This is a genomic window from Clavibacter sp. AC415 (assembly GCF_979252985.1).
Genome location: NZ_CEEDAR010000016.1, coordinates 340907 through 362642 on the forward strand (window position 1 = coordinate 340907; position 21736 = coordinate 362642).

The window sequence follows — 21736 nt, forward strand, 5'->3', positions numbered from 1 at the left end:
TCGTCGACTTCGTCCCGCTCGAGGACGGCGGGTTCCCCACCAGCTGGGACGGCCGCGAGCACGTCGCCGCCATGCAGGCGGGCCCCGTCACCGCGGGACGCCAGAGCATCCGCCTGCACGACATGAAGCCGCGCGTCGAGGGCGTCCGCATCGTGCGGGACGACGGGCACGGGCTCTCCGGCCTCATGGCGATCCCCACGAGCATGCGGCACAGCATGGCCGTCTCCGCGGATCCCGCCGGCCCCGACGCCGACGGCCGCGTCAGGACGCTCTTCCGCGACCAGCTCGAGTTCGAGGCCGGGCTCCTCGGCCCCGCCATGTGGCCGACCTTCTGGGCCTTCTGGCAGTGGCGCGCATTCCGCCTGCGGCAGCTGGCGCCGACGTGGGCGTACGACTGGGAGCCCGAGGACGGGCCCGGCGGCGACGCCTCCCCCGCCGCGGACGTGTCCGCCGGCTGACGTCCCGCCCCGCCCCTGCCCGAGGCTGCCCGTCCGTCCGCGTACGGTGGCCCCATGCCCTCCGCCGTCACCGCCCTCCACGTCGCCGACTGGCGCCGCCGCACCCACGAGATGTACGCGGAGGTGCGCTGGGTCGCGCAGACGGATCCCGCGGCCGCGCACGCGCTCTGGCGCCGCACGCGCGACGACATGTTCCGCAGCCACCCGGCGACGCCGCTCCTGCCCGAGCACCGCGACGGCTTCGACCGGCTGGACGTGAAGGAGTACGACCCGGCCTGGCGGTTCGAGCTGGAGGTCCACGACGACCGGGGCGAGGAGCGCCACGAGGTCGAGACCGGCACGGACGGCGTCGTGCCGTTCGAGCTGCTCGGGTCCGTGCACCTCCCCGCCGCCGATGGTCGCGAGCCCGGCAGCCTCGACGTGTGGCGCCTCGCGAGCTACGGCGGCGGCCTGCACCTGCCCGTCAAGGACGCGTCGCACCGGCGCGAGGGCGGCACCTACGGAGGCGGCCGCTACCTGCTGGACACGGTGAAGGGATCCGACCTCGGCCAGGGCGCGCCGGGCTCGATCGTGGTCGACCTCAACTTCGCCTACAACCCGTCGTGCGCCTACGACCCGGAGTGGGCGTGCCCCCTCGCGCCGGCCGGGAACGTGCTCGGCTTCGAGGTCCCCGTGGGCGAGATGGGCTTCTCCCCGGCCTGACCTGCTACGGTGTGAGGACTTGCGAGCACATCATCGTGCTCCCTGCGTCGAGAGAACGCGTTCCCTCCTCGCCCCGATCAGATCGCCGACACCGGCCGACGGGTGCGGGTGACATCTTTCTTTTGGCGAACGGATGCGCCCATCGGCGCCTTCGCCATCCTCCGCTTCCGTGCGTGTCCGCCCACCGGCTGACCCGCACGCCGGGGCGGACCCCTGCCTGGAAGGCAACTCCCCCGCATGTCCACTGACACCTTCGGCGCGCTCGGCGTGCCCGCTCCCCTCGTCTCGGCCCTCACGGCGAACGGCATCACCACGCCGTTCCCCATCCCAGGTCGACACCCTCCCCGACACCCTGAACGGCCGCGACGTGCTCGGCCGCGGGAAGACGGGCTCCGGCAAGACGCTGGCGTTCGCCATCCCGATGATCGCGCGCCTCGGCGGCGGCCTCGCCGGCGGCCGCCGCCGCCCGGGCCGCCCGCTCGGCCTCATCCTCGCGCCGACCCGCGAGCTCGCCACGCAGATCACGGCCGCCATGGCGCCGCTGGCCGAGGCGTACGACCTGACGACCACCACGATCTTCGGCGGCGTCTCGCAGCAGCGCCAGGTCGCGGCCCTCAAGGCCGGCGTCGACGTGGTCGTGGCCTGCCCCGGCCGCCTCGAGGACCTCATGAAGCAGGGCTTCGTGAACCTCGACGCCGTGGAGATCACCGTCCTCGACGAGGCCGACCACATGGCCGACCTGGGCTTCCTGCCCGTCGTCACGCGGATCCTCGACAAGACCCCGAACACCGGCCAGCGCATGCTGTTCTCCGCCACGCTCGACAACGGCGTGGACAAGCTCGTGCGCCGCTACCTGCACGACCAGGTGCTGCACTCCGTCGACGAGGCGAACTCGCCCGTCGCCGCCATGACGCACCACGTCTTCGAGGCGTCCGACGTCGAGGCCAAGCGCCTCCTGGTCCAGAAGCTCGCGGGCGGCACCGGCCGCCGCATCCTCTTCATGCGCACGAAGCACCACGCCAAGAAGCTCGCGAAGCAGCTCACCGACGCGGGCATCCCGTCGGTGGACCTGCACGGCAACCTCTCGCAGGTCGCCCGCGACCGCAACCTCGCCGCGTTCGCCGCGGGCGACGTCAAGGTCCTCGTGGCCACCGACGTCGCGGCGCGCGGCGTGCACGTCGACGACATCGAGCTCGTGATCCACGTCGACCCGCCGGCCGAGCACAAGGCGTACCTGCACCGCTCGGGCCGCACGGCGCGCGCGGGCTCCGCGGGCGACGTCGTCACGATCATGCTGCCGGCGCAGCGCAAGGACGTGCAGCTCCTCATGCGCAAGGCCGACATCCACGTCACCCCGCAGCAGGTCACCGAGACCTCGCCCGCCGTGGCCGAGCTGACGGGCGCCGTCGCGGCGTACGTGAAGCCCGCGCCGCGCGAGACGAAGTCGGTGCGCGAGGCCACCCAGCGCCAGTCGCAGGGCGGCCGCGCCAACGGCGGCGGACGCTCGCAGGGCGCCAACGCGCAGCGCAAGCGCGCGGCCCGCGACGGCGCGCCCGTCGGCGGTCGCCGCGAGGGCGCCGCGTCGGGTCGCCGCGACGGCGCCTCGGGCGGACAGCGCGGCGGCACGCCCCGCACCTTCAGCACCTCGTCCGAGGGCTTCGGCGGCGGCTCGTCCGCCGCTCCCTCGCGTCCCCGCCAGGACCGCCCCGCGGCCTCCGGCGGTGCCGCGGCCGGCGGCCGGGCGCGCACGCACCGCCGCGTCTCCAGCGGACGCTAGACCGCACGACGCGCAGCGCGCGTCGGCATGAGACCGAGGGCCCCCGTCACGGACGGGGGCCCTTCGTCGTGTCGGAGCACGGACCCCTCCGACTCCTCCGCGCCCCCGTCCGCGGCACCGCGGGCGCCGCCTGGGGACGGTCACCGGGGACCGCGGCCGGATCCGGATAGCTTGTGCGGATGACGCGCGCCGCCCTCGCCACCCGAGGCCCATACCGCAAGGGCCTGGAGCGCAGGGAGCTCCTCATCCGCACCGCCATCGAGGTGTTCGCGGAGCAGGGGTACCGCAGCAGCTCCCTCCGGGAGATCGCCGCGCGGGCCCAGATCACGCCGGCGGGCCTCCTGCACCACTTCGCGGGCAAGGAGGAGCTGCTGCTCGCCGTGCTGGAGCGCCGCGAGGAGCGCCTCGCCGCCGCCGTCGAGGTGCACCGGCCGCGCAGCGTCGCCGAGCACGCGGCCGTCGTCATCGCCGACGGGGAGCAGAGCGCCTGCCTCACCCGCGTCATCGCCGTCGTCTCCTCGGAGGCGTCCGCGTCCGGCCACCCGCTGCACGACCTGTTCCGGGAGCGCCGGTCGCGCGAGCTCGAGCGCATCACGGCGGGCGTCGTGGTCGACCAGGCACGCGGGCTCATCGACCGGGAGCTCGACCCGGGATCCGCCGCCGCGGTCGTGCTGTCCGCGATGGACGGCCTGCACGTGCAGCGCTGCTACGGCGTGGGCGCGGGGGCGAGCGCGGCCTTCGAGGACCTGCGCCGCCACTACCTCGAGCCGCCGTCCGCGGCGCGGTCCGCCGCCGTCTGAGCGACGGGATCCGGCTAGGGCAGCACACCCACGGAGGCGAGGGCCGCGCGGAGCAGCGCGCCGCGGCCGCCCTCCATGTCGGCCGACACGGCGTCGGAGGCCGCCTCCTCCGGGGTCATCCAGGTGATCTCGAGGGCGTCCTGGCGGGGATCGCACGTGCCCGTGACCGGCACCACGTACGCGAGCGAGACGGCGTGCTGCCGCTCGTCCGTGAACGGGCTCGCGCCGGGGAACGGGAAGTACTCGGCCACCGAGAACGGCGTCGGGCTCGCGGGCAGCTGCGGGAACGCCATCGGCCCGAGGTCCTTCTCGAGGTGGCGGAAGAGCGCGTCGCGCAGGGTCTCGCCGTACATCACGCGGCCCGAGACGAGCATGCGCGTCATCTGGCCGGTCGCCGTCGCGCGCAGCAGGACGCCGATGTCCTTCACGCGACCCACGCCGTCGACCCGCACGGGGACGGCCTCGACGTAGAGGAGGGGCAGGCGCTGCCGGATCTGCGCCAGCTCCACGTCCGACAGCCAGCCGGAGTTCGGGTCGGGGATGTTCGGGTCCGGGGTGCGAACGGTCATGGTCCATTGTCACCCACCGCCGGAGCCCGGCGGCCACCCGGCGCGCGGACCGGATCCGCGGGGGCGGATGCGAGGATGGGCGCGCCGGACGACCCCGCGTCCGCGCATCCGCCGCCGCCCCCGAGGACACCGTGACCGCACTCCCGCTGGATCCCGACGCCGTCCTCTGGTCGGCCTCCACCGCCGAGCTCGCCGACCGGCCGATGCTCGTGCTGCTCCACGGGTACGGCTCGCACGAGGGCGACCTGTTCGGGCTCTCGCCGTACCTGCCGCTCGGACCGGTGGTCGCGTCGCTGCGGGCGCCGATCGCCCTGCAGGGCGGCCACGCGTGGTTCCCGATCGTGCCGGGATCGACCGGCGACCCGGATCCCGCCGCCGCCGACGCCGCCGCGCAGGGGGTGCTCGACTGGCTCGACGGGCTGCCCGCGGCACCGCGCTCGGTCGGCCTCCTCGGCTTCAGCCAGGGCGGCGCGACCGCGCTCCAGCTCCTGCGGCTCGCGCCGGGGCGCTTCTCCTACGCCGTGCAGCTCAGCGGGTTCTCGGTGCGCGGTGAGCACGCGGGCGACGCCGCGCTGGCGGCCGACCGCACGCCCGTCTTCTGGGGCCGCGGCACCGCCGACCAGGTGATCCCGGATGCCGCCGTCGCCCGCACGCGCGCGTGGATCGGCGGCCACACCGACCTCACCGAGCGCATCTACGAGGACCTGCCGCACTCGGTGTCCGCGCCGGAGCTCCGGGACGTGTCCGCGTTCATCCGGGAGCACGCGGGCTGATCCGGCCGGCCGGCCCGGATCGCGGGCGGCGGCGGCGCGGCCCGGTGCCCGTCCGCGGGCCCGTCCCCGTCCCGTCCGCCGAGCGCGGGGCCTCGGCGGATGTCGGTGGCACGGAGGAGGATGAGCGGATGGATGACGTCCTCGCGCGCTTCTCGCCGGCCACCCGGGAGTGGTTCCCAGGGCGCGTTCCCGGGCCCGACCGCCGCGCAGACCGGCGCGTGGGACGCGGTGCAGAAGGGATCGCACGCGCTCGTCGTGGCGCCCACCGGATCCGGCAAGACGCTCGCGGCGTTCCTGTGGTCCATCGACCGGCTCGCCTCGCGGCCCGCGCCGGAGGACCCCATGCGGCGCACGCGCGTCCTCTACATCTCGCCCCTGAAGGCGCTCGCGGTCGACGTGGAGCGCAACCTCCGCTCGCCGCTCGTGGGCATCGTGCAGACCGCGAAGCGGCTGGGGGCCGAGCCGCCCGAGGTCACGGTGGGCGTGCGCTCGGGCGACACCCCGGCAGGCGACCGGCGCGCGCTGGCGAGGACGCCGCCGGACATCCTCATCACCACGCCCGAGTCCCTGTTCCTCATGCTCACCTCGGCCGCACGCGAGACGCTCGCGGGGGTCGAGACGGTCATCGTCGACGAGGTGCACGCGGTCGCCGCCACCAAGCGCGGGAGCCACCTCGCGCTGTCGCTGGAACGGCTCGACGCGCTGCTCGAGCGGCCGGCCCAGCGCATCGGCCTGTCCGCCACCGTACGGCCGCCCGAGGAGGTGGCGCGGTTCCTCGGCGGGCGCTCGCCCGTCACCATCGTGTCGCCCCGGAACACCAAGGAGTTCGATCTCCGCGTCATCGTGCCGGTCGACGACATGACCGAGCTCGGCACCACGGCGCCGCTCGAGGGGTCGGCGGCGCAGGGCGAGCCGCAGCAGGGGTCCATCTGGCCGCACGTGGAGGAGGGCATCGTCGACCTCGTGCTGCAGCACACGTCGTCCATCGTCTTCACGAACAGCAGGCGGCTGGCGGAGCGGCTCACCGCCCGGCTCAACGAGATCTACACGGCGCGCATCGAGGACGGGCGGATCGACGCGGAGGGGCGCGCGATCGTCGCCGGGTCGGCGGAGGAGGGCGCCACGGCCGACGCGGTGCCCGTGCTGGCGGGCGCCGGGGCCGCGTCCGGAGCGTCCCGGCCCGTGGATGCCACCGCCTTCTCGGCCACGCGCCGCACCGCCGCGCGCCCGCCCGCCGAGGTCATGGCGCAGGCGGGGAGCACCGAGGGCGCCGATCCGGTGCTCGCGAAGGCGCACCACGGATCCGTCTCGAAGGAGCAGCGCGCCCTCATCGAGGACGACCTGAAGTCGGGGCGCCTGCGCTGCGTGGTCGCCACCTCGAGCCTCGAGCTCGGCATCGACATGGGCGACGTCGACCTCGTCGTGCAGGTCGAGGCCCCGCCGTCGGTCGCGAGCGGGCTGCAGCGCGTCGGCCGCGCCGGGCACCAGGTGGGCGAGGTCTCGCGCGGCGTCATCTTCCCCAAGCACCGGGCCGACCTCATCCACTCGGCCGTCGCCGCGGAGCGCATGGCGAGCGGGCAGATCGAGTCGCTGCGCGTGCCCGCCAACCCGCTCGACGTGCTCGCGCAGCAGACCGTCGCGGCCGTCGCGCTCGAGTCGGTGGGCGTCGAGGAGTGGTTCGACACCGTCCGACAGGAGCGCGCCGTTCGCGACGCTGCCGCGCTCGGCCTACGAGGCCACGCTCGACCTGCTCAGCGGACGCTACCCGTCGGACGAGTTCGCCGAGCTGCGGCCCCGCATCGTCTGGGACCGCGATGAGGGCACCATCGAGGGGCGGCCGGGCGCGCAGCGGCTCGCGGTCACCTCCGGCGGCACCATCCCCGACCGCGGCCTGTTCGGCGTGTTCATGGTGGGCGAGAAGGCGTCGCGCGTGGGCGAGCTCGACGAGGAGATGGTCTACGAGTCGCGCGTCGGCGACGTGTTCGCGCTGGGGGCGACGAGCTGGCGGATCCAGGAGATCACGCACGACCGCGTGCTCGTGACGCCCGCGTTCGGCGAGCCCGGAAAGCTGCCGTTCTGGAAGGGCGACGGCCTCGGCCGGCCGCTGGAGCTCGGCCGGGCCATCGGCGCGTTCGTGCGGGAGCTCTCGGGATCCGCGGTGGACGACGCCCGGGCGCGGGCCGGCCGGGTCGGCCTCGACGACCGCGCCGTCAACAACCTGCTCGCGTTCCTCGACGACCAGAAGAAGGCCACCGGCCACGTCCCGAACGACCGCACGCTCGTGGTCGAGCGCTTCCGCGACGAGCTGGGCGACTGGCGCGTGGTGCTGCACTCCCCCTACGGCATGCAGGTGCACGCGCCGTGGGCGCTCGCGGTGGGCGCGCGGGTCACCGAGCTGTACGGCATCGACGGCGCGACCATGGCCAACGACGACGGCATCGTGGTGCGCATCCCCGAGACCGACGGCGAGCCGCCGGGAGCCGACCTGTTCGTGTTCGAGCCGGACGAGCTCGACGCCATCGTCACGCGCGAGGTCGGCGGATCCGCCCTCTTCGCGTCCAGGTTCCGCGAGTGCGCCGCTCGCGCCCTGCTGCTGCCCCGCTACAACCCCGGCCGCCGGTCGCCGCTCTGGCAGCAGCGCCAGCGCGCGTCGCAGCTGCTCGACGTGGCGCGGAAGTTCCCCGCGTTCCCGATCGTGCTCGAGACCGTGCGCGAGGTGCTGCAGGACGTCTACGACCTGCCCGCGCTCACGTCGCTCGCGAAGGACATCGAGGCGCGGCGCATCCGCATCGTCGAGACCACCACGGAGGACGCGTCGCCGTTCGCGCGCAGCCTCCTGTTCAGCTACGTGGGCGCGTTCATGTACGAGGGCGACAGCCCGCTCGCCGAGCGCCGGGCCGCCGCGCTCTCGCTCGACGCGGGCCTCCTGTCGGAGCTGCTCGGCCGTGCGGAGCTGCGCGAGCTGCTGGATCCGGCGGTCATCGAGCGCACCGAGCTGGAGCTGCAGCGCCTCGCGACCGACCGCCGCGCGAAGGGCGTCGAGGGCGTGGCCGACCTGCTGCGCATCCTCGGGCCGCTCGACGCCGATGAGGTCGCCGCGCGCCTGGAGCCCGAGGAGTCCGCGTCCGCCGGCGACCACCTCGACGCGCTCGTCGCCGGCAAGCGCGCGCTCCGCGTCTCGTTCGGCGGGCGTCCGCGCGTCGCCGCCATCGAGGACGCGAGCCGCCTGCGCGACGCCCTCGGGGTGCCGCTGCCCATCGGCACGCCGCTCGCGTTCGTCGAGCCCGTGGCCGATCCCCTGGGCGACCTTGCGGGCCGCTACGCCCGCACGCACGGGCCCTTCACCATCGCCGACGCGGCCACGGCCATCGGCCTGGGGTCGGCCGTCATCGCCGACACGCTCGCCCGGCTCGGTGCCCAGCGCCGCGTGGTCGAGGGCGAGTTCCGACCGGGGGCGTCCGGCAGCGAGTGGTGCGACGTGGAGGTGCTCCGGCGCCTCCGCAGCCGCTCGCTCGCGGCGCTCCGCAGCGAGGTCGAGCCCGTCGAGCGGGCTGCCTTCGCGCGCTTCCTGCCCGCGTGGCAGCACGTGGCCGGCGCCGACCGCGAGCGCCGGCTCCGCGGGGTCGACGGGGTGCTGCAGGTCATCGAGCAGCTGGCCGGTGCGCCGGTGCCCGCCTCCGCGTGGGAGACGCTCGTGCTGCCCGCCCGCGTGCGCGACTACACGCCCGCCTTCCTCGACGAGCTCACGTCCACGGGCGAGGTCATCTGGTCGGGCGCCGGCACGCTCGCGGGCGCGGACGGCTGGGTGAGCCTGCACCTCGCCGACCAGGTCGCGCTGACGCTCCCCGAGCCCGACGCGCACGACACCGACGAGCTGCAGCGCGAGATCCTCACCACGCTCGGCACCGGCGGCGGCTACTTCTTCCGGCAGCTGAGCGATGCCGTGGGGTCCACGGACGACAAGGCGCTCGTGACCGCGCTCTGGGACCTGGTGTGGGCGGGACTCGTCACCAACGACACGCTGTCGCCGCTGCGCGCGCTGCTCGCGGGCGGATCCACCGCGCACAAGACCCCGCAGCGCGCGCCCCGCGGCCGCATGTACCGGGGCGGGCGCATGCCGCGCGCCGAGATGCCCACGCGCACCGGGCCGTCGACCGCGGCCGGGCGCTGGTCGATCGTGCCGCTCGCCGAGACCGACGCCACCGTGCGCGCGGCGGGCACCGCCGAGCTGCTCCTCGAGCGGTACGGCGTGGTCACGCGCGGCTCGGTCATGACCGAGCGCGTGCCCGGCGGCTTCGCGCTCACCTACAAGGTGCTCGCGGGCTTCGAGGACACCGGGCGGGCCCGGCGCGGCTACTTCATCGAGACGCTCGGTGCGGCGCAGTTCTCCACGGGCGGCACGGTCGACCGGCTGCGCGGCTTCACGCGCGACCCGGACGCCGGCGAGCGGCCGCTGAACGCGCTGACGCTGGCGGCGACGGATCCGGCGAACGCGTACGGCGCCGCTCTGCCGTGGCCGCGGCTCGACGGCTCGACCCCCGCGGCCGGCGACGACGCGGACCCGGGGACGGAAGCGGGTGCGGGTGCCGCGGGTGGGGCGGACGCCACGGGCTCCGCGTCGGCCGCGATCGCGGCCGCCGGCAGCGTCGACGCGCGCGGCGAGCGTCCCACCGGCCACCGCGCGGGACGCAAGGCCGGGGCGCTCGTGGTGCTGGTCGACGGCGAGCTGGTGCTGTACGTCGAGCGCGGCGGCAAGACCGTGCTGCTGTTCGACGACGACGAGGCCGTGCTGCGCGCCGCCGCGGAGTCGCTCGGCCACGTCGTGCGGCGCGGCGGTGTCGCGAAGCTCGCGATCGAGAAGGTCAACGGCGCCTTCATCCTCGGCACCCCGCTCGGCACCGCGCTGCAGGAGCACGGGTTCTCCGCCACGCCGCGCGGGCTCCGGATGCGCTCGTGACGGGGGCAGCGCGTGCCTGAGGGCGACACCGTCTACCGCACCGCCGCCCATCTGCAGGAGGCGATCGGGGGGCAGGTGCTGACGCGCACCGACTTCCGCGTGCCGGCGTTCGCGACCCTCGACCTCGCCGGCCAGGAGGTCGACGAGGTGGTGAGCGTGGGGAAGCACATCCTGCACCGCATCGGCGGCCTGACGATCCACAGCCACCTCAAGATGGAGGGCTCCTGGCACATCTACCAGCACGGCACCGCGTGGCGCCGGCCGGCGTTCGAGGCGCGGGTGGTGCTCGAGACGGCGGAGCGCGTGACGGTGGGGTTCGCGCTCGGGGTGCTGGAGGTGATCCCGCGCGACCAGGAGCACACGGTCGTGGGGCACCTGGGTCCCGACATCCTCGGGCCCGGGTGGGACGACGCGCAGGCCGAGGAGATCGTGCGGCGCATCTCCGCCCAGCCCGACCGCGCCATCGGCCTCGCCCTGCTCGACCAGCGGAACGCGGCCGGCATCGGCAACGTGTACCGCGCCGAGCTCTGCTTCCTGCGCGGGGTGCTGCCCACGCGGCCCGTGCGCGAGGTGCCCGACCTGCCCGCGATGATCGCGCTCGCCCGCCGCACCATGCGCGCCAACCGCGACCGCATCGAGCGCACCACCACGGGCGACCTGCGCCGCGGCCGCACCGACTGGGTCTACGGCCGCAAGGGCAAGCCGTGCCTGCGGTGCGGCACGCGCATCCAGCAGGGGCAGCTCGGCGACCCCGTGCGGCCCGGCATGGGCGCGCAGGACCGGGTCACCTACTGGTGCCCGCGCTGCCAGACCTGACGCGGATCGCGGGCCCGACGGCGCCCGGACGACCGCGGCGCCCGACCGGCCCCGGGGATGGCGCCGACCGCGCCGACCCGGCCTCAGTCCCGCGGGGTGGACGCCGACGGCAGCTCGGGCGCCGGGTCGCCGCCCGCCCGGATGCGCGCCTCCTCCCGGCCGAGCACCGAATGGCGGCGCCCGTAGAGGAAGTAGACCGCGAAGCCGAGCGCGAGCCACACGAGGAACCGGACCCAGGTGAGGGTCGTGAGGTTCAGCATCAGCCAGATGCAGAGCACCGCCGAGAGGATCGGCAGCCACGGCATGAACGGCACCCGGAACGACGCGCGGATGTCGGGGCGCTTGCGGCGCAGCACGATCACGCCGATGCTCACCAGCACGAACGCGGACAGCGTGCCGATGTTGATCATCTCCTCCAGGACGCCCACGTCGGTGAAGCCGGCGAGGGCCGCGACGACGACGCCCGCGATGATCTGCACCCGCACCGGGGTGCGGCGCTTGGCGCTCGTGCGGCTGAGGCCGCGGGGCAGCAGCCCGTCGCGGCTCATCGCGAAGACGACGCGGGCGAGGCCGAGCAGCAGCACCATGAGCACGGTGGTGAGGCCGAGGAGCGTGCCGATGGAGATGACCTGCGCCGCCCATCCCGCGCCCACCGCGGTGAAGGCGGTGGTGAGCGACGGGTCCTCGGCGTCGGCGAGCACCGTGTACGGCACCATGCCGGTGAGCACGAGGGTCACGAGCACGTAGAGCACGGTGACGACCGCGAGGCCGGCGAAGATGCCGCGCGGCAGGGTGCGCTGCGGGTCCTTCACCTCCTCGGCGCTGGTGGCGACGACGTCGAAGCCGATGAAGGCGAAGAAGACGAGCGAGGCGCCGGCGAGCAGGCCGTAGAGGCCGTACTGCGTGGGCTCCTGGCCGCTCGCCCAGGAGAAGAGGGACTGGGTCCACACGTCTGCGGAGGCGCCCTCGGCGGGGCGCTGCGGCGGGATGAACGGCGAGTAGTTCTCCGCCTTCACGTAGAACGCGCCGACCACGATGACGAACAGGACGACCGCGACCTTGAGCACGGTGAAGACGCTCGAGACGCGGCTGGAGAGCTTGGTGCCGAGCACGAGGAGCACGGTGAAGACGGCCGTGATGAGCACGGCGCCCCAGCTGATGCCGAGGCCGAGCACGGTGATGGTGGAGGGGATGTCGAGCCCCGCGAGCTGCAGCGCCGACTCCAGGTAGATGCCCCAGTACTTCGCGATGACGGCGGCCGCCGTGAGCATCTCGAGGATGAGGTCCCAGCCGATGATCCAGGCGAGCAGCTCGCCCATGGTGGCGTAGGTGAAGGTGTACGCGCTGCCCGCGACCGGCACGGCGGAGGCGAACTCGGCGTAGCACATGATCGCCAGGCCGCACGTGACGGCGGCGAGCACGAACGCGAGCGTGACCGACGGACCGGCGTAGTTCCCGGCGGCCTTCGCGCCGACGGAGAAGATGCCGGCGCCGACCGCGACGGCCACGCCCATCAGCATGAGGTCCCAGGTGCCGAGGGAGCGGGTGAGGCTGCGCTCGCCCCCGCGGCGTCGGCGAGCGACGACTCGATGCTCTTCGTGCGGAACAGGCTCATGGGGCGTCCGTTCGATCGGGATGGCGGCGGGGAACGGGGACCGAGCCTACCGGCGGTCCGGATGCGCCCCCGGCCGGGGGCGCCGCACCGCGCGGATCCGGTGCCGGTCCGGTGCCGACACGCCCGGACCGACGGAGGAGCAGGAGAAGCAGGAGGAGAAGTGCTCCCCCGACCTAGGCACCTCGGAGAAGCAGTGCTTCTCTGGAGGGGCGGTCAAGCAGCGTGCCGCATCCGTCTCCAACGGAGGGTCCCCCGTGACCGAAACGCTGCGCCCGCGCGCCCGCGCCGCCGTCCCGCCCGTGCCCCTCGAGCGGGACCCCCGCGGCACCGCTCCTGCCGTCCGCCAGCCGGTCGCGCTCGCCCGCACGGCGGAGCCGCCGACGGGTCTCGCCGCCGCCCGGGACGAGAAGCGCCGGGTGACGCAGGACCGCTTCGTGCGGGCCGCCGCCGCCGCCGCGGAGGGCCCCGCGGGAGACGCCGAGCGCCGACGCCTGCACGAGAGGATCGTGCTCGACCACCTCGAGCTCGCCGACCGGATCGCCCGCCAGCACTCGGGGCGCGCGCACGACTGGAGCGACCTCCGCCAGGTCGGCTACCTCGGGCTGGTGAAGGCCGCGCGCCGCTACGACCCGGGGTTCGGGGCGCCGTTCGTGTCGTTCGCGATCCCCACCATCTCCGGCGAGATCAAGCGCCACCTGCGCGACAACGGCTGGGTCGTGCGACCGCCGCGCCAGGTCCAGGAGCTACGGCACGCCCTGCTGGCCGCGGTGCCCGCGCTCACCCAGCGCCTCGGCCGCACCCCGACCGACCAGGAGCTCGCCGTGCACACGGGCCATCCGCGGGAGGCCGTCGTCGAGGCGCTGGCCGCCCACTCCAGCCTGCGGCCGGTGTCGCTCGACTTCACCGTGCAGGAGGAGGAGGGCACGTCGCTCGCCGACACCCTCGGGGCGGAGGACCCGGGCTACGTGCGCGCCGAGCGCACCCTGCTGCTGGACGCGGCGCGCGGGATCCTCAGCGACCGCGACCGGCGGATCCTGCACCTGCGCTTCGTCGACGAGTGCAGCCAGAGCGAGATCGCGGCCGAGCTCGGCGTGACGCAGATGCAGGTCTCGCGGCTGCTGGCGCGGATCCTCGGCCAGCTGCGCACCGAGCTGACCCGCGGCGAGCCGGCCTCCCTGCCGGAGGTCGCGCCGCTCGCGGCGGTGTCGCCCATCCGCGTGAGCGGGGTCGACCGGCGGTCCGCCTGAGGCACGCACGCACGCACGCCCGCCCGCCCGGTGCGGGTCGCGTCGGGGAAGCGGCCCGTCCGGCCGCGTCCGTGGGACCGGTCAGACGGCCGGCAGCGCGCCCGTCTGCACGACCCGGCGCGCGACCTCGACGAGCTTCACGTTGCCGTCCTGCGAGTAGCGGCGGAGCACCTGGAACGCACGGTCGGCGTCGAGGGAGAAGCGCTCCATGAGGATGCCCTGCGCCTGGCCGATGAGCGTGCGGGACGCGAGGCCGCGCTCGAGCTCCTCGGCGGTGTCCCATGCGGCGAGCGCGATGCGCGCGTGCAGGGCGATCTCCACCGCGGCGTCCCGGTCGTGCGCGTCGAGCGGTCCCGAGGCGCGGTGCAGCGCCACCGCCCCGGCGCGGTCGCGCCGCGCATCGGAGGCCTCGGCCAGGGGGATGCGGATGACGTCGGCCTCGTCGGCGTCCCCTCCGGCCGGATCCGCCGTCGCGAGCAGGGCGCCCAGCACCGGACCGCTCTCGCCCGCGACGACGACACCCGCGGCACGCGGCAGGACGACGGCCGCCCCCGTGGCCGACGAGGCGGCGAGCAGGGCGGCGAGCAGCCGGTCGAGGCAGGCAGTGCGGTCGCGGGCGGAGTGCAACGCGGCGACGACGTCGGCGGTCAGCGCCGAACGGTGCAGGTCCATGGGCTCCTCCCGGTCTCCGGGGGCTCCGTCGGCGTCGCGGCACGGAGCCGCCCGTGATCCGCGGCACCGCGGGCACACGCCGAGCCCCGGCTCGTCCCCTCGAGTATCGCACCATGGGTTTGGGCCCAAAGTCTTGGGCATGGACTCGCGGGAAGCCGTCGGATTCGACCGGGGCAGACGCTGCCGCGGAGCGGGTGCGATCCCCGGAAGCGGCTCGGGACCCGAGACCCGAGACCCGGGACCCGGGAGCCGGGACCCGGATCAGGCGGCGACGGTGGTGCTGCGCCAGGCGAGCGAGTCGGGGCCGACCTGCCAGACCACGGTGACCGCGTCGCGGCCGTCGTCCTCGTCGCTCCAGCCGGACGTGTCGAGCACGAGCTCCCGGCTCGCCGACCGCGACACGACCTCGACGGGCACCTCGCTGCCGTCGACCCAGGCCCACGCCGCCTCCGGGAAGCCCACGAGCCCGCCGTCGCCCTCGGGCACGGCGAACGACAGGGTGATCGGCTGGGAGAGGTCGACGGGCGGGGTCGGGCCGCTCGACTCCTCCGGCCCGGCGGCGGGGTTCCGCCACTCGTAGGGCGTCGCGCCGGTCGCGGGCACCACGTGGTCGTCGAGCCGGAGGCCCTGGTCGGTCTCCCGCACGATCCACGCGTCGGCGATGTCGCGGTCGACGGCGGAGACCAGGGTGAACGCCCCCTCGGGCCCCTCGGCCACGGACGGCTCGACGGCGCGCAGCCGCTCCGCCTCCTCCGGCGAGACGGTGCCCTGCCGCCCGAACGCGGCGGAGTACGACGCGAAGGACGCGGCGGACTCCTGCGCCTCGGCGGTGAGCATCTCCCATGCGGCGGCGGCGTCGCCCGCCGCGACCGCGTCGAGGTAGTCGGCGACGAGCGCGGTCTCCGCGGAGGAGGCGTCGGCTCCGGCGCCCGCCGCCTCCGTGGACCCCGTGGGCTCCGTCGTCGTGACCGCGGTCGGAGCCGGCAACGGGACGGCATCGCCCCCGTCCGGCGCGGTGCACGAGCTCAGCACCACGGTGGACGAGGCGATCAGGACGAGGGGCATGCTTCGGATCCTCATCCTCCGACGCTAATTCCGGCACGCGGGGAATCGCACGCATTCCCACGGAGCGCCCAGGTGGGTCGCCGGAGCGGCGGGAGGGGCAGCGGGCAGCGGGCACCGGGCACCGGGCACCGGGCACCGGTCGAGCCGATCCGCGCACCGCCCGGTCCGACGGGGGCGCGCGCCCGGCATCGTCGCAGGCGCTCCTGCCATGCTCGATGCATGGCCACCCTCATGCGTCCCCGCAACGGCAAGATCATCGCCGGCGTCTGCGCCGCCCTCGCGAACCGCTTCGGCATCAGCGCGTTCCTCGTGCGGTTGATCTTCGTCCTCTCCATCGTGCTGCCCGGCCCGCAGGTGCTGCTGTACCTGATCCTCTGGATCGTCTTCCCCAAGCAGCGCTGACCCGGCGGATGGGCCTCCCGCGCCGCGCGGCACCCGGACGCGGGATCGTCCCGCGCTCGAAACGCCCTCGCAACACCCGGTTCCCAGACTGGGGAGACACTTCTCCCCCACCTGGAGGAACCCGCATGGCCGCTGGCCGACGCCGACCCGGGCACGTCCGCGTCCATCGCGCGCGGGACCGCGCCGGGCACGCGGTCGCGGCGTCCTCCGTCGCGCTCGCCCTCCTCGTCGGCGGCGACGCCGTCGGCGCATCGACCGCTCACGCCGTCGCGGAGCGCCCCGCGGCGGACGCTGCCATGACGGCCCCTGCCGTCGTCGGCCTGGGGGTCGTGGACGCCGCGGCGCTCCTCGACTCCGGCACCACCACGTCCGTCGAGCTGACCCGCGCCTACCTCGCACGCATCGAGGCCTACGACGACCGCCGCGGCGACCGCGTCGGGCTCCAGGCGGTCATCACGACGAACGAGGCCGCGCTGGCGACCGCGGCCGAGCGCGACGCGGAGCGGGCGGCCGGCACCATCCGAGGGCCGCTCCACGGCGTCCCGATCGTCGTGAAGGACAACCTCGCCACGTCCGACATGCCCACCACGGCCGGCAGCGCGGCGCTCCGCGACTACCGGACCCGGGACGACGCGACCGTCGTCGCGCGGCTGCGGGCCGCCGGCGCGATCATCCTCGCGAAGACGAACATGTCCGAGTTCGCCTGGCACGGCACGTACACGCTGAGCTCCGCGCGCGGGCGCACCGCGAACCCGTACGACCTCTCCTGGAGCGCGAGCGGATCCAGCGGGGGCACGGGAGCGGCGGTCGCGGCGGCCTACGCGCCGGCCGGGATCGGCACCGACTCGTGCGGATCCGTGCTCGGGCCCGCCGCCCACCAGAGCCTCGTGGGCCTCCGCCCGACGATGGGCCTCACGAGCACCGCCGGCGTCGTGCCGCTCTCGCCGCGGCAGGACGTGGTCGGCCCGCTCACCACCACCGTCGCCGACGCCGCCCTCCTCCTCGAGGTGCTCGCAGGGCGGGATCCCGCGGATCCGCTCACGGTCGCCGCCGACGCGCAGGACACCGGCGCCTACGCGGCCGGTCTCCGCCCCGACGCGCTCTCGGGGAAGCGGATCGGCGTGGTGCGCTGGTCGTTCGACGAGGATCCCGGGAAGCCGGGCCTCGCCGAGACGACCGCGCTCATCGAGCAGGCCGTGCGCGACCTCGAGGCGCAGGGCGCCGAGGTCGTGGAGGTGCCGCTGACACGCGAGTTCGTGGAGGGGACGCTGCGCAGCGGCGGCTGGATGGACATGCGCCCGTCCATCGACCGCTTCCTCGCCGAGACCCCGGCCACCTGGCCGGCCCGCGTCGCCGCCCGCACGGAGCCCGCGGACGTCCTCTCGTTCGCCGACGCCATGGCCGACCGCCCGAGCGCGCTCACCGACGGCGACATCGCCCACTTCCTCGGCCAACCCGACGTGCCGAACGCCGAGTACGACGCGCGCATCGCCGAGCAGGACGCGGGGAGGACCGCGATGGACGCGTTCTTCGTCGAGCACGGGGTCGACGCCCTCGCGATGCCCGTGAGCGCGACGAGCGCGACCCCGGACTGGGCGGGGACCACCTTCTGCGACGTGGGCGCGAACACCGGGATCCCGACGATCTCCGTGCCCGCCGGGTTCACCTCGCGGGGCGCGCCCGTCGGCCTCGAGCTCGCCGCTCCCCGCCATCGGGACGCCGACCTGCTGGCGATGGCGTACGCCTACGAGCAGGCGACGCGGCACCGGGTGGCGCCCGCGTCGACCCCGGAGCTGCCCGCGCTGCCGGACGACGCGGCCCCGGCGGACCTGTCCGCGGAGGACGCGGCATCGCCTGCCGCGGCCACGGCGTCCGCTCCGGGAACCGTGCCGCAGGCCCTCGGCGCCGCCCGCGTCGCGGGGGTGGGCACCAACAGCGCCGCGCAGAACCTGCGCATCTCCTCCGTCCTGGCGCTCGCCGGCGGCGTGGTGGCGGCCTGCGCGATCGGCCTCCTCCGCGGGCGCCGCCGTGCGTCCGCCGCGCGCCCGGGCTGATCCTCGGGGAGTCGCCCGGGCGACCCGGGGAGTGTCGCCCGCACTCCTCGCGGACCGGGGCCCGTCACGGCGCGCGCGGCACGCAGGAGGGGCAGGCTGCCGTGGCCGCCCGCCCCTCCTCGTCATGCGGATCCGGTCAGCGCCTCCCGGTGGCGACCAGCGACACCGTGCCGTCGGCCGTGATGACGACCCGCGCGGCCATGGCCGCCGCGAGGTCGATGCGCTGCCAGCTGCCCTCGGTGCCCGCGTCCAGCGGCTCGCCCGAGTCGATGGCGGTGAGCGCGAGCACCTGGCGGCGCTGCTCCGGGGTGAGGTCCGGGTGGCTCGAGATGAGGAGCGACTCCGCGCCGCCGGGCACCGTCATCGGCTCGCCGCGGTTGCCGACGACCGGGAAGCCGTAGCTCATGCGCTGCTCGTAGACCGCCAGCGCCTGCGCGGTCGGCAGGTACGGCTTGTCGCGCGCGATGCAGACGTCGAGGGCCGCGCCGCACTTGGCCTCCAGCACCGTGCGGAGCTCGGTGGACGCCTGCTCGAACAGGGTGCGGAACTCGGGGTCCGACCAGCGGCGCTCCACGATCTTCTGCCCCATCATGCGGCCGGCCATCACGTCGAGCGGGTAGTGCGCGCCCATGATGATGCGGTTGTTGCTCGCGTCGGAGGCGCGGGCGAGGATCTGCGGCGCGAGCTCCGGCAGCATCGTCGCGAGCGACGTGCCCTGCCAGAACGCCTGCGAGGTGTGCCCGCTGGGGTAGGAGCCGTCCTGGCCGTTCCAGGCGTTGCCGCCGACCTTGTCCCGGTACTTGAGCATCAGCGGGAACGCGACGTAGGGCCGCGGGTTGTCGAAGTGCTGCTTCGGCGGGTTCGACGAGGAGTACCTGCCGACGAGACCGCCGCTCTTGGCGAGGAGCGCCGCCGTCTTGGGGAGCTGGCCGGCCTCGCGCGCCGTGCGGTAGATCGCGCCGAGGTCGCGGCCGAGGCCGTCCGACATGGTGATCGACATGTCGGCGTACTGGTCGACGATGGCCCGGGCCGACTGCGCCTTGGTGGCGGCCTGGTTGATCGTGATGGTCTTCCTGTCGTTCATCTTCATGATGTCCGGACGGGTCGCCTTCAGCCCGGTGAACGCGTCGAGCATCGGCACGAAGTCGTAGACCGTGTTCGACGGTAGGGCGCGTCGAGGACGGCCGGGTCGAAGGGCGCGATGGGCGAGGGGACGACCGGCGACGCCGACGCGGCCGGGGCGTCGGCGGCGGTCGCGGCGGTGGCGCCGGTGCCGGTCAGCAGCAGGCCGAGGACGGTCGTGGTCGACAGCAGGGTCGCGGTGCGGGTGCGGGTGCGGGGACGCCGGAGCGGGGTGCGGATGATGGTGCCTCTCGTCGGTGCGGGCGGCCGTGCGGCCTCCGGCACCGTAGGCACCCCGCGTGACGCGGACGCCGCCGGGAGGTGGATCGGAGGTGTCCTGGGCGGCGCCCCTGTCGGTGCGCGCGCCGGTGCTCAGCCGCGCGACCTCGGTCCCCACGCCCGCGTCCACGGCTCCAGCGTCATGCCGCCGCCCGCGCGGATCCGCTCGACGCCGCCGTCGGGCCCGCGGTCGGCCGTGACCTCCTCGCCGACGGACCCGAACCCGTCGCCCTCGACGACGCGCGCCGAGGACTCCCCCGTGCGCTCGAGCACGTCCACGGCGTCGAGCGGGTGCTCGGCCGCCGGGTCGATGCGGAGCAGCCGGTCGCCGACGACCTGGATGTCCTGCATCCCCCACATGTTCGCGAAGCGCCCGGTGAAGGGCGCGTCGACCGCGGCGCGCGCGGCGTCGGCCGCGGCGGAGTCGGCGAGCAGGAGCTCGAGCACGCCCGTGCTGAGCGCGGCGGCCGGCCCGTCGATGGCGTTCGTGAGGACGCTGACCGCCCAGCCGCTCGCCGGGTCCACCGCCGTGCGCGTGATGTGGCCGGGGTACCCGCCGGAGTGGCCGACCACGGTGGTCCCGGGGGCGCCGGAGCCGATGCGGTCGAGGATCAGGCCGTAGCCGTAGCGGCGGGTCGCGGCGGGATCCGCGCTCGTGGCGTACCGGGGCCGCTGCTGGATCCGCTTCGACGCGGCCGACAGCAGCCGCTCGTCGTCGGGCAGCACGAGCGCGGAGAAGAAGGCGACGAGCTCGACGGCGGTGCTGGTGACGCCGGTGGCCGCGGCCATCGCCCGGGTGTCCACGTGCGGGATCACGGTGCGCTCGCGCGAGGTGCGCAGCGACGTCGACGCCGCCGCGTACTCGTCCGCGCGCTCGGGCAGGTGCTCGGCCGCCGTGTCCCGGAGGCCGAGCGGGCGGGCGATCCGCTCCGCGAGGCACTCGGCGTAGGACATGCCCGACGCGGCCTCGACCACGAGGCCGAGCAGCGCGTAGCCGACGTTGGAGTAGGCGAAGGCGGTGTCGGGCGCGGTCTTGGCGATGCCGGGCGCGTTCGCGATCTCGAGCAGGCGGCGACGGTCGGGAAGGGGCCCGCGTGCTGCCAGTGGTCGCCGTCGCGGCCGTCGCGGAGCACGCCCGCACCGTGCTCGAGGAGCGCGGCGAGCGTGACGTCGGCCAGCTCCGATCCCCCCGCGCGGAGCTCGGGCACGTGCCGGTCGAGCGGGTCGTCCAGCCGCAGGGCGCCCCGCTCGGCGAGCTGGAGGATCGCGGTGGCCGTGAAGGACTTGGAGTGCGACGCCACGCGGAACAGGTGCGCCGGGGTGAGGGGCGCCCCGGTCGTCGGATCCGCGACGCCGTACGCCTCGGACAGCACGACCTCGCCGTGCCGGGCGACGGCGACCTGCGCGCCGGGACGCGGGTCTGCCAGACGCGGTGGTCGAGCCAGGTGCGGACGTACTCGAGGATGTCGCTCACCTGCCGGAGCCTACGCGCGCGGGCGCGACGGCCCGCGGGCCGCTCAGCGCGCGTGCCACCCGCGGTAGTACTCGTACGTCCAGCCGACGAGCGCGATGACGAGCAGGATCCCGCCGAACAGCGCCACCCAGATGCCGACGGCGAGGCCGAGGAACACCAGGGCACCGCCGCCCGCGAGGGTGATCGGCCACCAGCTGTGCGGGGAGAAGAAGCCGAGCTCGGGGTCGCCGTCGTCGATGTCGGCGCTCTCGATGTCCTGCGGCAGCTCGCCCGACTGCGCCCTGTGGACGCGCTGGAGGAAGAAGCCGATGAGCCCGGCGAACGCGGCCGCGAGGAAGAGGGCGGTGGTGCCCACCCACTCGACGACCGAGGCACCCTGGCCGCTGTTCGGGTCGGTGTCCAGGCCCTGGGCCTCGTAGGCGATGTTCCCGACCACGTAGGCGATGCCGGCGACCACGAAGAACGCGGCCAGGACGAACATGAGTCGGACGTTGGCGCGCATGGTCCCCCTCGGAACGGTCGGTGTGCGTCGAGCGCACACCCGCCGTCGGCCTCCGCCCAGGTGCTTGACCGGCCGCCTCAGGCTGCGCTAGCGGGGCCCGATCGGGGTCGGGCCGCCCTCGGGCTGCCGCCTCGAGCACGCCCGGCCCCGGGGTCCGGCATGTCCGGCGGGCGAAGCGTCCGGCCCGCCCGCTGGGGACCAGCTGGACCGGCGGGACGCCCGGCCCCCGGCTCTCGTCCACTGGGTGACGCGCTCGCGCTCCGGAGGCCGGTCGGCACCGGGGCGTCGACGCCGCACCACGCATCCGCACGACCCGCAGGAGGAGCAGCCATGGAAGAGACGACCCGAGGAACCCGGACCGGGGCCCGACGATGAGCGCGCGCGTGAACGGGACCCGGCGCCGCCGACCGCGGGCCGTCTGGGCCGCGGCGCTCACGGGCGCCGTGGTGAGC

At 75.1% G+C, this 21736-nt stretch carries 15 protein-coding genes and 4 pseudogenes; 10 read left to right on the plus strand and 9 right to left on the minus strand.

Features of this window, described 5'->3' with window-relative positions:
* Window positions 1-71: 71 nt before the first annotated feature.
* The 4 genes and pseudogenes from ACZ411_RS09175 to ACZ411_RS09190 all read left to right on the plus strand — a co-directional run bounded on the left by ACZ411_RS09175 (window position 72) and on the right by ACZ411_RS09190 (window position 3737).
* Window positions 72-458: a hypothetical protein gene (locus ACZ411_RS09175; protein WP_464170061.1), complete on the plus strand. Its 387-nt coding sequence runs from the start codon at window positions 72-74 to the stop codon at window positions 456-458.
* A 54-nt stretch (window positions 459-512) separates the two neighbouring features.
* A complete protein-coding gene (locus ACZ411_RS09180; protein ID WP_094116607.1) occupies window positions 513-1160 on the plus strand; it encodes a DUF1684 domain-containing protein in 648 nt (215 codons plus the stop codon).
* Window positions 1161-1397: 237 nt separating this feature from the next.
* Window positions 1398-2937: pseudogene (locus ACZ411_RS09185) on the plus strand (DEAD/DEAH box helicase).
* Window positions 2938-3116: 179 nt separating this feature from the next.
* A complete protein-coding gene (locus tag ACZ411_RS09190; protein ID WP_104343660.1) occupies window positions 3117-3737 on the plus strand; it encodes a TetR/AcrR family transcriptional regulator in 621 nt (206 codons plus the stop codon).
* A gap of 14 nt (window positions 3738-3751) precedes the next feature.
* Here the strand turns inward: ACZ411_RS09190 and ACZ411_RS09195 are convergent, their stop codons facing one another.
* Window positions 3752-4306, minus strand: coding sequence for an NUDIX hydrolase family protein (locus tag ACZ411_RS09195; RefSeq protein ID WP_094116608.1), 555 nt, complete (start codon window positions 4304-4306; stop codon window positions 3752-3754).
* A gap of 131 nt (window positions 4307-4437) precedes the next feature.
* On the opposite strand from ACZ411_RS09195, the gene ACZ411_RS09200 reads away from it, so the two are divergent.
* The 3 genes and pseudogenes from ACZ411_RS09200 (at window position 4438) to ACZ411_RS09210 (ending at window position 10852) form a co-directional block, all read left to right on the plus strand.
* A complete protein-coding gene (locus ACZ411_RS09200; RefSeq protein ID WP_464170064.1) occupies window positions 4438-5079 on the plus strand; it encodes an alpha/beta hydrolase in 642 nt (213 codons plus the stop codon).
* A gap of 128 nt (window positions 5080-5207) precedes the next feature.
* Window positions 5208-10036: pseudogene (locus ACZ411_RS09205) on the plus strand (Lhr family ATP-dependent helicase).
* A gap of 12 nt (window positions 10037-10048) precedes the next feature.
* Complete coding sequence (locus ACZ411_RS09210; RefSeq protein ID WP_464170066.1) at window positions 10049-10852, plus strand: DNA-formamidopyrimidine glycosylase family protein; 804 nt, start codon at window positions 10049-10051, stop codon at window positions 10850-10852.
* Between the two features lie 83 nt (window positions 10853-10935).
* Here ACZ411_RS09210 and ACZ411_RS09215 read toward each other — a convergent pair.
* A pseudogene (locus ACZ411_RS09215) lies at window positions 10936-12467 on the minus strand (amino acid permease).
* A gap of 254 nt (window positions 12468-12721) precedes the next feature.
* Between ACZ411_RS09215 and ACZ411_RS09220 the strand changes: the two are divergent.
* Entirely contained in the window at window positions 12722-13714 is a 993-nt protein-coding gene (locus tag ACZ411_RS09220) for a sigma-70 family RNA polymerase sigma factor (protein WP_464170068.1), read from the plus strand.
* Window positions 13715-13795: 81 nt separating this feature from the next.
* Here the strand turns inward: ACZ411_RS09220 and ACZ411_RS09225 are convergent, their stop codons facing one another.
* Both ACZ411_RS09225 and ACZ411_RS09230 read right to left on the minus strand, forming a co-directional pair.
* Complete coding sequence (locus ACZ411_RS09225; RefSeq protein WP_464170070.1) at window positions 13796-14386, minus strand: ANTAR domain-containing protein; 591 nt, start codon at window positions 14384-14386, stop codon at window positions 13796-13798.
* 261 nt (window positions 14387-14647) lie between these two features.
* Window positions 14648-15451: a hypothetical protein gene (locus tag ACZ411_RS09230; RefSeq protein ID WP_464170072.1), complete on the minus strand. Its 804-nt coding sequence runs from the start codon at window positions 15449-15451 to the stop codon at window positions 14648-14650.
* Window positions 15452-15670: 219 nt separating this feature from the next.
* Here ACZ411_RS09230 and ACZ411_RS09235 point away from each other — a divergent pair, with 219 nt between their 5' ends.
* Together ACZ411_RS09235 and ACZ411_RS09240 are read left to right on the plus strand one after the other, a co-directional pair.
* Window positions 15671-15853: a PspC domain-containing protein gene (locus tag ACZ411_RS09235; RefSeq protein ID WP_094116614.1), complete on the plus strand. Its 183-nt coding sequence runs from the start codon at window positions 15671-15673 to the stop codon at window positions 15851-15853.
* Window positions 15854-15978: 125 nt separating this feature from the next.
* A complete protein-coding gene (locus tag ACZ411_RS09240) occupies window positions 15979-17907 on the plus strand; it encodes an amidase (RefSeq protein ID WP_464170074.1) in 1929 nt (642 codons plus the stop codon).
* A 136-nt stretch (window positions 17908-18043) separates the two neighbouring features.
* Here the strand turns inward: ACZ411_RS09240 and ACZ411_RS09245 are convergent, their stop codons facing one another.
* The 5 genes and pseudogenes from ACZ411_RS09245 to ctaF form a co-directional block, all read right to left on the minus strand.
* Entirely contained in the window at window positions 18044-19042 is a 999-nt protein-coding gene (locus ACZ411_RS09245; protein WP_464170116.1) for an acid phosphatase, read from the minus strand.
* The gene (locus tag ACZ411_RS09250) at window positions 19018-19314 is read right to left on the minus strand and encodes a hypothetical protein (protein ID WP_464170076.1); all 297 of its coding nucleotides are present in this window, start codon (window positions 19312-19314) and stop codon (window positions 19018-19020) included. The genes ACZ411_RS09245 and ACZ411_RS09250 overlap by 25 nt, the downstream gene beginning before the upstream one ends.
* An 87-nt stretch (window positions 19315-19401) precedes the next feature.
* Entirely contained in the window at window positions 19402-20283 is an 882-nt protein-coding gene (locus ACZ411_RS09255; protein WP_464170078.1) for a serine hydrolase domain-containing protein, read from the minus strand.
* Between the two features lie 185 nt (window positions 20284-20468).
* Window positions 20469-20681, minus strand: a pseudogene (locus ACZ411_RS09260) (serine hydrolase domain-containing protein); the annotation flags it as partial.
* 144 nt (window positions 20682-20825) lie between these two features.
* Entirely contained in the window at window positions 20826-21284 is a 459-nt protein-coding gene (gene ctaF, locus ACZ411_RS09265; protein ID WP_464170080.1) for an aa3-type cytochrome oxidase subunit IV, read from the minus strand.
* Window positions 21285-21736 lie beyond the last annotated feature (452 nt).